Source organism: Rhodococcoides kyotonense, assembly GCF_001645385.1.
GTDB classification, from domain to species: Bacteria; Actinomycetota; Actinomycetes; order Mycobacteriales; family Mycobacteriaceae; genus Rhodococcoides; species Rhodococcoides kyotonensis_B.
The window spans coordinates 1-14,826 of sequence record NZ_LVHI01000010.1 but is presented as its reverse complement, the minus strand read 5'-3'; the positions used below and the strand labels follow the sequence as shown (position 1 = coordinate 14,826).

The following is a 14,826-nucleotide window of genomic DNA, read 5'->3' as shown; positions in this document are numbered from 1 at the left end:
TGTTTCGAGAATTTAACGTGTCCAGCGCGCTCGACGCCAGTCTCTGTAGCAACATGTCGACAATGAGTCCGCGATCCGGAGGCGCCGCAGCCCCAGAGGCCAAGGCCAAGACGAAGTCCAAATCCGCGGCACGTGCGAATCCCGTCATCGACGGGGTGTTCGACGGTTACCTCGACAACGGGAAGTACGGCTCGGCGTTCGACGAGATGTTCGACGGCGAAGGAAAGACCCGAACGCCCTACAAAGGAATTCACACTGCACTCGAACCGTCGAGCTCGGCCGACCTGGACGCGCGGTCCGATGCGTTGGGCCGCGCTTTCATCGACCAGGGCATCACGTTCTCGCTGTCCGGTCAGGAGCGGCCGTTTCCGCTCGACCAGGTGCCGCGCGTCATCGCGGCGGGTGAGTGGTCTCGACTCGAACGTGGCCTCAAGCAGCGCGTCAAGGCGTTGGAGATGTTCCTCGCCGACATCTACGGAGACCAGGAGATTCTGCGCGACGGCGTCGTCCCGAAGCGCCTCGTCACCTCGTGTGAGCACTTTCACCGCGAAGCGATCGGCATCGTCCCGCCGAACGGTGTCCGTATCCACGTCGCCGGCATCGACATCGTGCGCGACGCCCAGGGCACCTTCCGCGTCCTCGAGGACAACCTGCGCTCGCCGTCCGGCGTGTCCTACGTCATGGAGAACCGCCGCACGATGGCGCGCGTGTTCCCCGATCTGTTCGCGACGCATCGAGTCCGCGCGGTGGGGGATTACGCGTCGCACCTCCTTCGCGCCCTGCGTGCGTCCGCCGCACTGAACGAGGCCGACCCCACCGTCGTCGTTCTGACCCCGGGAGTCGCGAACTCGGCCTACTTCGAACATTCGCTGCTCGCTCGTCTGATGGGCGTCGAACTGGTCGAGGGGCGAGACCTGTTCTGCCGCGACAACGTCGTCTACATGCGGACCACCGAGGGTGAGCGTCAGGTCGACGTCATCTATCGACGCATCGACGACGATTATCTCGACCCGATGCAGTTCCGGCCCGACTCGGTTCTCGGCGTCGCTGGGCTCGTCAACGCCGCGCGTGCCGGCAACGTCGTCATCTCCAGCGCCGTCGGAAACGGTGTGGGCGACGACAAACTCGTCTACACGTACGTACCGACGATCATCGACTACTACCTGGGCGAGAAACCGTTGCTCGCGAACGTCGACACGTTTCGTTGCTGGCTCGACGACGAATGCGAGGAAGTGCTCGATCGCGTCGACGAACTCGTCATCAAGCCCGTCGAAGGTTCCGGCGGCTACGGCATCGTCTTCGGTCCCGACGCGTCGCCCAAGGAACTGGCGACCATCAGCAAGAAGATCCGTGCCGATCCGCGCGGGTGGATCGCTCAGCCCGTCGTCCAGCTGTCGACGGTTCCCACCAAGATCGGCGACCGGCTCGTGCCGCGTCACGTCGATCTTCGCCCGTTCGCGGTCAACGACGGGGACGACGTCTGGGTGCTGCCCGGTGGTCTGACGCGCGTCGCGCTCCCGGAGGGGTCCCTGGTGGTCAATTCCAGTCAGGGTGGCGGCAGCAAGGACACCTGGGTGCTGGCGACGCGAACGTCGCAGGAGGAGCAGGAGCTCGCGGGCGAGGAGATCGTCAGTGAACCGCCCGAGTCGCCGACGGTCGAGCAGGGCCCCGAACTGACGATGGACCAACAGCAACAGCAGCAACAGCAGCAGCAGTCGAACGGTGGTGTCAGCTAGATGCTCGCTCGGAACGCGGAATCGCTCTACTGGATCGGGCGATACGTCGAGCGGGCGGACGACACTGCCCGCATTCTCGACGTCACGGTGCACCAGCTGCTCGAGGACGCGACCGTCGACCCGGACCACATCTCGCGAGTTCTGTTGCGCGTGCTGGGTTTTCGGTACGAGCCCGACGAGTCGTTCGACGTGTGGTCGCTCACCGAGCTCGTCGCGTTCAGCCGGACAGGCGGCGGGTCCATCGTCGACTCGCTGTCCAGTGCGCGCGAAAACGCCCGCGGCGCACGGGAAGTCACGTCCACCGAGATGTGGGAATGCCTCAACACGACCTACAACGGGCTGAGTGATCGGATCCGCGCGTCGAAACGCACCGGTCCGCACGAGTTCTTCAGTTACATCGAGGAGAGGGCGGCGATGTTCGCCGGTCTCGCCGACTCGACTCTCAGTCACGACGACGGCTACCGCTTCCTCATCCTCGGCCGTTCCGTCGAACGCGTCGACATGGTCGTGCGGCTGCTGCTCTCACGCGCGGGGGACAGGCCGTCGTCGCCCGCGTGGGTGACGGTGCTGCGCGCGGCAGGTGCGCACGACACCTACCTTCGGACGTACCGAGGGGCGCTCGACGCGCAACGCGTGCTCGAATTCATGTTGTTGGACAGGCTTTTTCCGCGATCGGTGTTCTATGCGCTCAGCGAGGCGGAGCGGTCGCTCGATCAGCTCGATCATCAGCCGAACAGCCGCGTCGGCGCTCGTGCGGAAGCCCAGCGGTTGCTGGGTCGAGCCCGAAGCGAACTGGAGTTCCTGCGCCCCGGTGCGTTGTTGGACGATCTGCAGGACCGGCTGATCGCGCTGCAGGAGACGTGCCGCGAACTCGGCGACGCCATCTCCAAGCAGTACTTTCACGCCGCGCCGTGGGTCGCGTGGACCGACGCAGGCAAGGGGAGCTACGAAGATCAACTGGAAGGTGAGCTGTGAGTTGGCGTATGCGCGTCGTGCACACCACGGGCTACAAGTACGACGCGCCGGTGACGTCGTCGTACAACGAGGCGCGTCTGACGCCACGAAGCGACCACCGACAGAACGTCATTCTGAACCGGGTCGAGACCAATCCGGTCACTCGATCGTTCCGGTACACCGACTACTGGGGAACCGCGGTGACCGCGTTCGACCTGCACGCGCCGCACACCGAACTCGAGGTGACGGGGTCGTCCGTCGTGGAGACCGACCCGTTCACGCCGCCCGAGGAGACGGCGTCGTGGGAGTACCTGGCGAGCGAAGCAGTCGTCGACCGCTTCGACGAAGTCCTCGGCTTCACGGTCTACGTGCCGCAGAATCGGCAACTCGCGTCGATCGCGAAGAAGCTGACGAAGGGCCTACCGCCCCAGGAATCGGTCGTCGCAATTGCCGAATGGGTACACGAGGAGATGTCGTACGTCCCCGGCACGACGGGCGTGCACACGTCGGCTGTCGAGGCGTGGTCGGAGAAGAAGGGCGTCTGCCAGGACTACGCGCATCTGACGCTTCTGCTGCTGCGTAGCGTCGGTATCCCGAGTCGCTACTGCTCCGGCTACCTGCACCCGAAGAAGGAAGCAGTCGTCGGTGCGTCGGTCGAGGGGCAGAGCCACGCATGGATCGAGGCATGGACCGGCGCCTGGTGGGGCTACGACCCGACCAACGCCATTCCCGTCAGCGAACAGCACGTGTCGGTGGGTCTCGGACGCGATTACGCGGACGTCCCGCCCCTGAAAGGTATCTATTCGGGTGGTGGTTCCACCGACCTCGATGTCGTGGTAGAGATCACACGACTGGCGTAACCTACTGCTCGGCAGGTTTCTCTTTTCGACTTTTCGATCGAGCAGAGGTGGGCTATGTCGACGGCACAGGAGTACGTGGAACCCGAGGTCATCTCCGATACCAAGAAGTACATCGTCGAAGCGATAGGCACGTTCGTGCTCGTGTTCACCGCAGTCGGTACCGCGGTCTTCGCCGGCGACAAGGTGGGAAATCTGGGCGTCGCGCTCGCCTTCGGCCTGACCCTGTTGTTCCTGGTCTACGCGATCGGCCCGATCTCCGGATGTCACGTCAATCCGGCCGTGACGTTCGGGCAGTTGCTCGTCGGCCGTCTGACGATCGTTCAGACGGCGCTGTTCATGGTTGCCCAGGTCGTCGGCGGCTTGATAGCCGGCGCGGTGTTGTTCGCGATCGCGAACAGTCTTCCCTCGTACGACCGCAGCGTCGACGGCCTCGGCGCCAACGGCTGGGGACCGCACAGCCCGTCGGCGATCGAAGGCCCGTTGGGCGGGATCCTGGAGAACGGGTACGGCATCACGGCAGCGATCGTCGTCGAGGTGCTCCTGACGGCGTTGCTCGTCTTCGTCGTGTTGGCCTCGACCGACCAGATCTCCGACGTCCCGCTCGCCGGCGTATCGATCGGCTTCACGCTGGCGGTCATCCATCTGGTGTCGATTCCGATCGACAACACGTCGGTCAATCCGGCCCGAAGCCTGGCCGTCGCCCCGTGGCAGCCCGGCGCGATGGGACAGGTCTGGCTGTTCGTCGTCTTCCCGCTCGTCGGTGGAGCATTGGGCGCGCTCGTCTACCGCGGGGTGTTCGGTGCGGCTGCGCCGCCCGTGCGCGGATAGTTGCACCAGAGGCCAACTTTCCGCGCACGGGTCGCGCAGCGGCACTCAGGACCAGCTGTACTCCGAACGCAAGCGCGCCGCGACGGCGTCGAACTTGCCCTTCGCGAGAACGGCACCCTCGCGGCGGATTCCGGTCTCCGGGACGTCCAGGACACGGTCGAGTCGGATCCAGCTCGGCCGTCCTTCGGCATCCCATGATCCGGAGCCGATCGCGACCCAGTCTCGGTCACCGTCGTGCTTCTGCTGGCTGGACAACATCAGTCCGAGAAGGGTGCTGCCGTCGCGGCCGACGACGAGGACGGGACGGTCCTTGCCCTGGCTCGCGTCCTCCTCGTAGGTGACCCACGTCCACACGATCTCGCCGGGGTCGGCTTTGCCGTCGAGGTCGGGGGAGTATTCGACGCGTCGTGCCCGGTGTGCCGTGGGAACGGCGTTCGACGACACCGGCCGCCCGGCGGGAGCGCTCGGGGCGGGCGTGGTCCTGGAGGCGATAGCGTCCTTGCCCTTCTGGAGGGCACCGGAGTTCTGCAGCTGGCGAAAGAGCCTGGGGCCCTCGCGGAGTGCGATCTTGCCGAGTTCCTTACCGAGTCTGCTCCAGTTGCCAGCCATGGGAGCCGAGTGTAGTCAGGCGGTGAATCGGCTGCGGCGCGACGCGGAACCGGTGGAACGACGCCGGTGTGGGACGGGCGGGAGTGAAGCCTGCGGAACGACCCTCGTGTGGGAGCATGGAGCAGTTGCTCCTGCAAACGCCAGCAAAGGATACGAGTGCCCAGCTTCGCCGACACGACGTTCACCGATCCCACCCGGATCAGGAACTTCTGCATCATCGCCCACATCGACCACGGAAAGTCGACGCTGGCCGACCGGATGCTGCAGCTCACCGGTGTCATCGACGATCGCTCGATGCGGGCGCAGTACCTCGACCGCATGGACATCGAACGCGAGCGCGGCATCACGATCAAGGCGCAGAACGTCCGGCTGCCGTGGACGGTCGACGGCGAAGAATTCGTGCTGCACCTCATCGACACACCCGGGCACGTCGACTTCACGTACGAGGTGTCGCGTGCACTCGAGGCCTGTGAAGGTGCCGTGCTGCTCGTCGATGCGGCGCAGGGCATCGAGGCGCAGACTCTGGCGAATCTTTATCTGGCGCTCGAGAAGGACCTGACGATCATCCCGGTCCTCAACAAGATCGACCTCCCTGCCGCCGACCCGGATCGCTACGCGGGCGAGATCGCGCACATCATCGGCTGCGAGCCGGACGAGGTGCTGCGTGTGTCCGGCAAGACCGGCGTCGGCGTCACGGAACTGCTCGACGAGGTCGTCAAACAGATGCCTGCACCCGTCGGCGACCCCGACGGCCCGGCCCGCGCGATGATCTTCGACTCGGTCTACGACACCTACCGCGGCGTCGTCACCTACGTTCGTGTCGTCGACGGCGAGCTCAAGCCGCGGGAGAAGATCACCATGATGTCGACGGGTGCGACGCACGAGCTTCTCGAGGTCGGCATCGTGTCGCCCGAACCGAAGGCGTCGACGGGTCTCGGCGTCGGCGAGGTCGGCTACCTCATCACCGGTGTGAAGGACGTGCGCCAGTCCAAGGTCGGTGACACGGTCACGACGTTCCGCAAGGGCGCCACCGATCCGCTGACGGGATACCGCGAGCCGCGCCCGATGGTGTACTCCGGCCTCTATCCGGTCGACGGCTCCGACTACCCCGATCTGCGCGACGCGCTCGAGAAGCTGCAGCTCAACGATGCGGCGCTCACCTACGAGCCGGAGACGTCGGTTGCGCTTGGGTTCGGCTTCCGCTGTGGCTTCCTCGGCCTGCTGCACATGGAGATCACCCGCGAACGTCTCGAACGCGAATTCGGCCTCGACTTGATCTCGACGTCACCGAACGTGGTCTACCGCGTCGAGATGGAGGACGGCACCGAGCACACCGTCACCAACCCGTCGTACTGGCCCGAGGGCAAGACACGCGACGTGTTCGAGCCGATGGTGCGATGCACCATCATCTCGCCGAGCGAGTTCATCGGCTCGATCATGGAGCTGTGCCAGGGACGACGCGGTGAGCTGGGCGGTATGGACTACCTGTCGGAGACCCGCGTCGAGCTGCGGTACACCATTCCGATGGCCGAGATCATCTTCGACTTCTTCGACATCCTGAAGTCGCGGACCCGCGGATACGCCAGCCTCGACTACGAGGAGGTCGGCGAGCAGAGCGCGGCCCTCGTCAAGGTCGACATCCTGCTGCAGGGTGAAGCCGTCGACGCGTTCTCCGCGATCGTGCACAAGGACGCGGCTGCGGCCTACGGCAACAAGATGACAACCAAGTTGAAGGAACTGATCCCGCGCCAGCAGTTCGAGGTGCCGATCCAGGCTGCCATCGGCTCGCGCATCATCGCCCGCGAGAACATCCGCGCCATCCGCAAGGACGTCCTCGCGAAGTGTTACGGCGGTGACATCAGCCGTAAGCGCAAGCTGCTCGAGAAGCAGAAGGAAGGCAAGAAGCGCATGAAGACCATCGGTCGCGTCGACGTGCCGCAGGAGGCCTTCGTTGCAGCGCTGTCGTCGGAGTCGTCGGCGGACAAGCCCAAGAAATAGTGCGCCTGCGGCGCCCGTGCGCGAAAAGTTGGCGCCCGCTCCAACTATGCACGCACGGGTGGCGCAGCCGCCGGGAGTAAGTTCGCACAGTATGACGACACGGATACTGAGCGAACTGAGGATTCCCATCGTCGGAGCACCCATGGCGGGAGGTCCGTCGACGCCCGAGCTGGCGGCAGCAGTGTCGAGCGCAGGTGGCCTCGGCATGATCGCCGGTGCGCTGCTGACGCCCGAAAAGCTTGCCGAGCAAGTGAATTGGGTGCGTGGCACGCTCGGGTCGGTGCCGTTCGGTGTCAATCTGTTCATGCCCGAGGACGCGACGGGCGCCGACGTCGACGCCTACGCAGCTCGGCTGCAGCCCTGGTTCGAGAAGTACGACGTCGAACCAGGAGCGCTGCCGCGTCGCGACGACTTCTACCCCGAGAAGTTCGAGTGGCTGATCACCGACCCGGTGCCCGTCGTGTCGAGCACGTTCGGCACGTTCACCGCCGACGAGGTCGCACGTCTGCACGCCGTCGGGACCGAGGTGTGGGCGACGGTCGCGCGCGCCGAGGACGCGTCGGTGGCCACTGCGAACGGGGTCGACGCGCTGATCGTGCAGGGGCCGGAGGCCGGGGGTCATCGCGGTACGTTCGACGGTTCTGCGCCCGAGGCTCCGCTGGCCGAGGTTCTCGACGCGGTGGCCGCGGTCTCGGGCCTGCCGCGCATCGCAGCAGGCGGCCTCATGGACGGCAACGACGTTGCGCCGCTGTTGGATTCGGGTGCAGCGCACGCAGCTCAGCTCGGGACCGCGTTGCTCGACACCCCGGAAGCCGGCACGAGGCCGGTGCACCGTGAACAGCTCACCCGCATCGCGAACACTGCTGTCACGCGGGCGTTCTCGGGGCGCCCTGCACGGGGTCTCGAGAACGACTTCATGCGCGAGAACTCCGCTGACGCACCGCTGGCGTACCCCGACGTGCACTACCTGACCGGGCCGATGCGCGCGAAGGCCGCGGCCGCACACGATCCGTCGGCGCTGTCGATGTGGGCCGGTACGGGACATGCTCGCGTGCAGTCGCTTCCGACTGCCGAGCTGATGGCGACATGGGCGAGGCAGTTGGGCCGCTGACGCGGCCCGTGCGTGCGAATGTGCAGCCCGCTGCACATTCGCACGCACGAAAGGGTCAGCTGGTGTGCGCCGGCTGGAAGTGCCCGGCCGCCTGTGCTTCCTCCGCACGGATGACGTGCACGACGGCGTTGATCAGCGCGAGGTGCGTGAACGCCTGCGGGAAGTTGCCGAGGTGCCGACCGGTGCGCGCGTCGATCTCCTCCGCGTACAGCTTGAGCGGACTCGCGTATCCGAGCAGACGCTCGCACAGGTGCTTGGCCCGCTGCAGTTCACCGATCTCGACGAGCGCCGACACCAGCCAGAAGGAACAGATGGTGAAGGTGCCTTCCTCGCCCTCCAGGCCGTCGTCCGTGGTGTCGACCTTGTATCGGAGAACGAGTCCGTCGACGGTCAGCTCGTCGGCGATCGCGAGAACCGTTGCGCGGACGCGTTCGTCGTCGGCGGGCAGGAACCGCAGCAGCGGCACGAGCAACAACGACGCGTCGAGCGAGTCGTGGCCGTACCGCTGGGTGAGTACGCCACGCTCGTCGACGCCGTTCGCGAGCACGTCCTCGCGGATCTCGTCGGCGATCTTGTTCCACTCGTCCGCGTACTCGTCCTCGCCGTGGATCGACGCCAGCTTGGCGCCGCGGTCGAGCGCGACCCAGCACATCACTTTCGACGACGTGAAGTGCTGCGGCTCGCCGCGCACCTCCCAGATGCCGCGGTCGGGCTTTCTCCAATTGGCGATGGCCTCTTCGACCTGACGCTTGAGCAGCGGCCACAGCGACTCCGGAACGTGCTCCCGTGAACGCACGTGCAGGTACACCGAATCGAGCATGGTGCCCCAGATGTCGTGCTGCTCCTGGTTGTACGCGCCGTTGCCGATGCGGACGGGCTTCGCGCCGTCGTAGCCGGAGAGGTGGTTCAGTTCGCTTTCCTCCAGCGTCTTCTCACCACCGATTCCGTACATGACCTGCAGGGGATTGGCGCTGCCGTCGTCGGAGACCGAGACGTCCGACATGAACGAGAAGAAGTCGTTGGCCTCACGGTCGAGTCCGAGTGTGTACAGGCCCCACAACGCGAACGTCGAGTCGCGCACCCAGGCGTAGCGATAGTCCCAATTTCGTTCGCCCCGTGGGGTCTCCGGTAGAGACGTGGTCGACGCGGCCAGCAGGGCGCCCGTCGGCGCGTACGTCAGGCCCTTGAGAGCCAGTGCGCTGCGCTGAAGGTATCCGCGCCACGGGTGATCGGGGAAGCGTCCGATGGTGATCCACTGACGCCAGCATTCGGACGTGCGCCACATCTTCTCGGCGGCCTCGTCGAACGTCTTGGGTGCCGGGAGGTCGGACCACGAGAGTGCGACGAACACGTTGTCACCCTCGGTCATTCGCGTGCGGGCGCGAGCCTCGCGACCTTCGATGCCGATGCGCAGGTTGGTGGTGAGCTTGAGCGTCGGCTGATCACCGATCGAACTGGCCTCGCACGTCGCAGTCGCTTCTTCGTAGACCTTGCCGGTGTACTCCCAGCGGGCGGGCGCTCGGTGGTAGTCGAACGCGGGCTCACAGCTCATCTCGAGTTCGACGGTCCCGCTGACGCATTTGACCGTGCGAAGCAGTATGTGTTCGGCGTCCCAGTCGCTCGGGGCGCGCTTGTGCGTGCGGGAACGCTGATCGGTGTTGTGCCAGGGCCCCATCACCAATGCGTCGCGCACGATGATCCACCCGGTTTCGGTCTGCCACGTCGTCTCGACGATCAGTCCGCCGGGCAGGTAGCGACGCGCGGCGGGAACCGACTGTCCGTAGGGGCCGACGCGGAAGTGGCCTGCGCTTCGGTCGAGGACGGCGCCGAAGACGCTGGGGGAGTCGGGACGCGGCACACACATCCACTCGACCGACCCGTTGCGCGCGATCAGGCATGTGGTCTCGCAGTCGGAGAGAAACGCGTAGTCGTCGATGGGGGGAAACGCGCTGCGGTAGGAGATCGGAGTCGAGATCGGGGCTTCCGTGCTGGCCAGGGCGCCCTGGCCGTCGTGTCCGTCCATGTCGGGTGCGCCCGGTAGCGGAATCATGTCGTCGCGTACGGGTACGTTGATCGACTTGTCCTCGTATGCCGTCATACGCCAATCATCGACGCAGGAGTGCGCGTCGTCCACCGATGCGGGTCGTCGGCGTGGCGGCTACTACAGTGACACAGGTGCACGCGTTAGCCACATGGTGGGACGGAATCGAGCTGTGGGTCACCGGACTCCCGTTCGTTCCCCAGTCGATCGTCGTGCTTCTGGTTCTCGTGCCGATCGCGTTCGGGGTGGCGCGGTTGTTCGACCGCGTGCTGGCCGAGGTTCTGCGTGCGCTCGGACGCGATGCCCGGTCCGACCGCGACGTCGCTGTCGCAACGGACGATTCACCGTCGAGGGAAGGTCACTGATGCCGAAGTCGAGAGTCACTCTCGCGCTGATCGCGCTGCTGGTACTCGTCGTACTGGCGTGGCTGCTGACCCGGTAGACCGACGCGATGAGGGGCGCGGAGTCGGATTTTCGGTCCGTCGAAGTCCTCTGCTAGATTTCTGACCGTGTCTGCCGCTGCCGAGTACCGGGTCCGCCATGAGTTGGCGTTGATTGCGGTCGGCAAGCTCGATGTCGCAGATATCGACTGTTGTCGAATCACGTCCTAGACGCGAACTGTTCTCCGGCGGTAGATCGCGCATCCATGTAGAGGGTGCGCCTGCGTCGGTGCACGTCTCGCGGACGGTTCGGCTCGTTCGTCGCCCTCTCGGGGGTTGTCGACGGCGCAGTCCACGGACCGTCCTCCGGCACGACTTCCGTACGACCTTCCGTGGATCCATCCGAGGCAACACTCGATGAAAGGCCCTACTCGATGAGGCACAGCTCTCGTTACCTGCTCACCACGTTCGCAGCCGTCGGAACCCTCGTTCTCGCTGCGTGCGGGGGTGGATCGAGTGACACGGTCGGCGGCTCGACCGACACGTCGAGCGGTCCTGCTCTGACGCTGGTCGGCTACGCGGTGCCGAAGAATGGATGGGACGCCATCGCTCCCGCGTTCGCGGCCACCGAGGACGGCGACGGTACGTCGATCAATGCCGACTACGGCGCGTCGGGCAACCAGTCACGCAAGGTTGCCGACGGCGCGCCCGCCGACATCGTCAACTTCTCCGTCGAGCCGGATGTGACCCGTCTGGTCAAGGCAGGCAAGGTCGACGAGGACTGGAACCAGAACGCATACGGCGGTGTTCCATTCGGTTCGGTGGTGACTCTCGTTGTGCGCGAGGGCAATCCGAAGAACATACAGACGTGGGACGATCTGCTGAAGCCGGACGTCCAGGTCATCAGCCCCAGCCCGCTCAGCTCCGGCTCGGCCAAGTGGAACCTGTTGGCTCCCTACGCGGCCAAGAGCAACGGTGGCCAGGACAAGCAAGCCGGCCTCGACTACGTGCAGCAGCTGGTCTCCGGCCACTTCCCCGTGCAGCCCGAGTCGGGACGCGCGGCGACCGAGGCGTTCCTGCAGGGACAGGGTGACGTCCTGATCAGCTACGAGAACGAAGCGTTGCTCATCGAGGAGCAGGGACAGCCGGTCGAGCATGTCGACGTCGCCGACACCTTCCGCATCGACAACCCCGTCGCCGTCGTCAACACGAGCGCGCAACTCGACAGGGCGAACGCGTTGAACGATTTCGTCTACACCGACGAGGGACAGCGCATCTGGGCCGAGGAAGGGTTCCGGCCGACGAACCCGGAGATCGCCGCCGAGTTCACGGACAAGTTCTTCACGCCCGCGACGCTGCGCACGATCGACGATCTCGGTGGTTGGGAAACCGTCGACGCCGAGCTCTTCGGTGACAACGGAGCCATCACCACTATCTACAAAGAGAACACGCAGTAGTCACCATGTCCTCGACGCACATCGATTCGGCCCCCGGCACGCGGCCTTCCCCCCGAAAGGGGCGGAAGTTCCGCGGGTCGGGTTCGGTCGGGCCCTTCGGTCTCGGGGTCGCGGTGCTCTGGCTGAGCATCATCGTTCTGCTGCCGCTGGCGGCTCTGACCGTGAAATCGTTCGACGACGGCATCTCGGGCTTCTGGGATGCGATCACCGAGCCGCGCGCCATCGCGACATTCAAGGTCACCCTGGAGGTGTCGGTGGCCGCCGCGGTCATCAACCTCGTGTTCGGAACGCTGATCGCCTGGGTGCTCGTCCGCGACGATTTTCCGGGCAAGCGCATCGTCAACGCGCTGATCGATCTGCCGTTCGCTCTGCCGACGATCGTCGCGAGCCTCGTGCTGCTGTCGCTGTACGGTCCCGCGAGTCCGATCGGTCTGGTGTTCAACGCGACGAAGCCTGCAGTCGTCGTCGCCCTGCTGTTCGTGACGCTTCCGTTCGTGGTGCGCGCCGTCCAGCCTGTCCTGATCGAACTGGACAAGGAAGTGGAAGAGGCCGCCGCGTCCCTGGGCGCGAACAACTGGACGATCTTCCGCTCGATAGTTCTCCCGGTGTTGCTGCCGTCGATTCTCAGCGGTGCCGGCCTCGCGTTCGCCCGTGCCATCGGCGAGTTCGGTTCCGTCGTGCTGATCGGCGGCAACATTCCCGGTGACACGCAGATCGCGTCGCAGTACATTCGCGAGCTGATCGAATACGACCAGCCCGTCGATGCCGCTGCCATCTCCGTCGTCCTGCTCGCGCTGGCGTTCGTGGTGCTGTTCGTACTGCGCATCGTCGGTAACCGGCTCGCTCGACGTGAGGAGCAGATCCGATGAAGGTCGGGCTTCCCGTCAAATTGTCACTGCGCACCGTCGCGTTGCTCTATCTCGCGGCACTCGTGCTGTTCCCTCTTGCGGCGATTCTCTACCGCACGTTCGAGAACGGTTTCGCCGAGTTCTGGGGACTGATCACGACGCCTGCAGCGCAGTCGGCGCTGCAGTTGTCGTTGCTGATCGTCGCGATCGTGGTGCCGGTCAACGTCGTGTTCGGTGTCATCACCGCGTTGGCTCTCGTCCGCGGGCGCTTCCGCGGCAAGGGCATCCTCGAGGCCGTCGTCGATCTGCCGTTCGCCGTGTCTCCCATCGTCACCGGTGTCGCCCTCATCCTGCTGTGGGGTGCCAACGGATGGTTCGGTGGTGTCGAGTCCCTCGGCTTCAAGATCATCTTCGCGTTGCCCGGCATGGTCATCGCGACGATCTTCGTGACGCTCCCGTTCGTCGTCCGCGAAGTCGAGCCGGTGCTCTACGAGATCGGCGAGGAGCAGGAGGAGGCGGCGTCGACGCTGGGCGCGTCGTCGTGGCAGACGTTCTGGCGCATCACATTGCCTGCGATCCGCTGGGGTCTGACCTACGGCATCGTCCTCACCGTAGCCCGTTCACTGGGTGAGTTCGGTGCGGTGATCATGGTGTCGACGAACCTCCCCGGCATTTCGCAGACGCTCACGCTCCTGGTGAACTCGCGGTACGAGGACTTCAACCAAGCAGGCGCCTACGCCGCGTCGACTCTGCTCATGGCAATCGCCGTCATCGTGTTGCTGCTGATGACTGCCCTCGACAAAAAGAGGACGAAGTAATGACCGCACAGAAGAGTTCCGACATCGAGATCTCCGTGGTGGGTGCCAAGAAGAACTACGGCGACTTCGCGGCTCTCGACAACGTGAGCATCGACATCCCCAAGGGGTCGTTGACGGCGCTCCTCGGTCCGAGCGGTTCGGGCAAGTCCACGCTGCTGCGTTCGATCGCCGGTCTCGAACAGCTCGACTCCGGCCAGGTCATTCTGGCTGGCGAGGACGTGACGTGGGTCAGCCCTCAGAAACGCGAGATCGGCTTCGTGTTCCAGCATTACGCAGCCTTCAAGCACTTGAGCGTGCGTGACAACGTCGCGTTCGGATTGAAGATTCGCAAGCGTCCGAAGGACGAGATCAAACGCCGCGTCGACGAATTGCTCGAGATCGTCGGGCTCGCGGGCTTCCAGACGCGTTTCCCCGCGCAGCTGTCCGGCGGTCAGCGTCAGCGCATGGCGTTGGCGCGAGCACTCGCCGTCGACCCTCAGGTTCTGCTGCTCGACGAGCCGTTCGGTGCACTCGACGCGAAGGTGCGCGAAGACCTTCGGACGTGGCTACGCCGCCTGCACGACGAGGTGCACGTGACGACGGTCCTGGTCACGCACGACCAGGAAGAGGCGCTCGACGTCGCCGACCGCATCGCCGTCATGAACAAGGGACGGATCGAACAGGTCGGGTCACCCGAGGATCTCTACGATCGCCCCGAGAACGACTTCGTCATGTCGTTCCTCGGACAGGTCGCCAAACTCAACGGAATGTTGGTGCGACCGCACGACATTCGCGTCGGACGGGATCCGGCACTCGCACTCGCGCAGAAGAACGGCACCGCGGAGTCGGCCGGTGTGACGCGGGCGATCGTCGAACGCGTCGTCCACCTGGGATTCGAGGTCAAGGTGGAGCTGAAGAACGCCGCGACGGGTGAAGCGTTCTCCGCGCAGATCACGCGAGGCGACAGCGAAGCTCTGCAGCTCGAGCCCGGTGAGACGGTGTACGTGCGGGCGACGCGCATCCCGGAGATCGTCCCGACCGGCTAGGGGCCTGCGGCCCCCGTGATGCTCCTATGAGTGTCAACTGCGGATTTTCTGTGTGAGTAGTTGGAACATTTCGCGGGCGACGGCTCGTTTGAGGCAGCGGATGATGTCGCGTTTGCTTTTGCCTTGGGCGAGTCGTTTGTCGCGGTAGGCGCGGGTTCGGG

14 protein-coding genes are annotated in these 14,826 nt (G+C 65.2%); 12 read left to right on the top strand and 2 right to left on the bottom strand.

Annotated features, from left to right (window positions below; translation table 11 throughout):
* Positions 1 to 206 precede the first annotated feature (206 nt).
* The 4 genes from A3K89_RS07170 to A3K89_RS07155 are packed head-to-tail and all read left to right on the top strand — an operon-like array spanning position 207 to position 4,378.
* A complete protein-coding gene (locus A3K89_RS07170) occupies positions 207 to 1,736 on the top strand; it encodes a circularly permuted type 2 ATP-grasp protein (RefSeq protein WP_240931447.1) in 1,530 nt (509 codons plus the stop codon).
* A complete protein-coding gene (locus A3K89_RS07165; RefSeq protein WP_068423697.1) occupies positions 1,737 to 2,711 on the top strand; it encodes an alpha-E domain-containing protein in 975 nt (324 codons plus the stop codon).
* A gap of 8 nt (positions 2,712 to 2,719) precedes the next feature.
* Entirely contained in the window at positions 2,720 to 3,550 is an 831-nt protein-coding gene (locus A3K89_RS07160; protein ID WP_068423695.1) for a transglutaminase family protein, read from the top strand.
* Between the two features lie 54 nt (positions 3,551 to 3,604).
* Positions 3,605 to 4,378, top strand: a complete 774-nt coding sequence (locus A3K89_RS07155; RefSeq protein ID WP_068423693.1) for an aquaporin — start codon at positions 3,605 to 3,607, stop codon at positions 4,376 to 4,378.
* A 45-nt stretch (positions 4,379 to 4,423) separates the two neighbouring features.
* Here the strand turns inward: A3K89_RS07155 and A3K89_RS07150 are convergent, their stop codons facing one another.
* Positions 4,424 to 4,987, bottom strand: a complete 564-nt coding sequence (locus A3K89_RS07150; RefSeq protein WP_068423691.1) for a type II toxin-antitoxin system PemK/MazF family toxin — start codon at positions 4,985 to 4,987, stop codon at positions 4,424 to 4,426.
* A 150-nt stretch (positions 4,988 to 5,137) separates the two neighbouring features.
* Here A3K89_RS07150 and lepA point away from each other — a divergent pair, with 150 nt between their 5' ends.
* Both lepA and A3K89_RS07140 read left to right on the top strand, forming a co-directional pair.
* Positions 5,138 to 6,985, top strand: coding sequence for a translation elongation factor 4 (lepA, locus tag A3K89_RS07145; protein WP_243636952.1), 1,848 nt, complete (start codon positions 5,138 to 5,140; stop codon positions 6,983 to 6,985).
* Between the two features lie 91 nt (positions 6,986 to 7,076).
* On the top strand, positions 7,077 to 8,096 hold the full coding sequence (locus tag A3K89_RS07140) for a nitronate monooxygenase (RefSeq protein WP_068423687.1): 1,020 nt from the start codon (positions 7,077 to 7,079) through the stop codon (positions 8,094 to 8,096).
* Positions 8,097 to 8,151: 55 nt separating this feature from the next.
* Here the strand turns inward: A3K89_RS07140 and A3K89_RS07135 are convergent, their stop codons facing one another.
* Positions 8,152 to 10,194, bottom strand: coding sequence for a glycoside hydrolase family 15 protein (locus tag A3K89_RS07135; RefSeq protein WP_068423685.1), 2,043 nt, complete (start codon positions 10,192 to 10,194; stop codon positions 8,152 to 8,154).
* Between the two features lie 77 nt (positions 10,195 to 10,271).
* On the opposite strand from A3K89_RS07135, the gene A3K89_RS07130 reads away from it, so the two are divergent.
* From A3K89_RS07130 to A3K89_RS07110, 6 genes are all read left to right on the top strand, one after another.
* On the top strand, positions 10,272 to 10,502 hold the full coding sequence (locus tag A3K89_RS07130) for a hypothetical protein (protein ID WP_174551379.1): 231 nt from the start codon (positions 10,272 to 10,274) through the stop codon (positions 10,500 to 10,502).
* 144 nt (positions 10,503 to 10,646) lie between these two features.
* Positions 10,647 to 10,748, top strand: a complete 102-nt coding sequence (locus A3K89_RS26690; RefSeq protein WP_367946703.1) for an Ms4533A family Cys-rich leader peptide — start codon at positions 10,647 to 10,649, stop codon at positions 10,746 to 10,748.
* A gap of 203 nt (positions 10,749 to 10,951) precedes the next feature.
* Positions 10,952 to 11,974, top strand: a complete 1,023-nt coding sequence (locus tag A3K89_RS07125) for a sulfate ABC transporter substrate-binding protein (RefSeq protein ID WP_068423682.1) — start codon at positions 10,952 to 10,954, stop codon at positions 11,972 to 11,974.
* A gap of 5 nt (positions 11,975 to 11,979) precedes the next feature.
* A complete protein-coding gene (gene cysT / locus A3K89_RS07120; protein WP_068423681.1) occupies positions 11,980 to 12,843 on the top strand; it encodes a sulfate ABC transporter permease subunit CysT in 864 nt (287 codons plus the stop codon).
* A complete protein-coding gene (cysW, locus tag A3K89_RS07115) occupies positions 12,840 to 13,640 on the top strand; it encodes a sulfate ABC transporter permease subunit CysW (protein ID WP_068423679.1) in 801 nt (266 codons plus the stop codon). Before cysT ends, cysW begins: the two co-directional genes overlap by 4 nt.
* The gene (locus A3K89_RS07110; RefSeq protein WP_068423678.1) at positions 13,640 to 14,665 is read left to right on the top strand and encodes a sulfate/molybdate ABC transporter ATP-binding protein; all 1,026 of its coding nucleotides are present in this window, start codon (positions 13,640 to 13,642) and stop codon (positions 14,663 to 14,665) included. Before cysW ends, A3K89_RS07110 begins: the two co-directional genes overlap by 1 nt.
* The last annotated feature ends 161 nt before the right edge of the window (positions 14,666 to 14,826 follow it).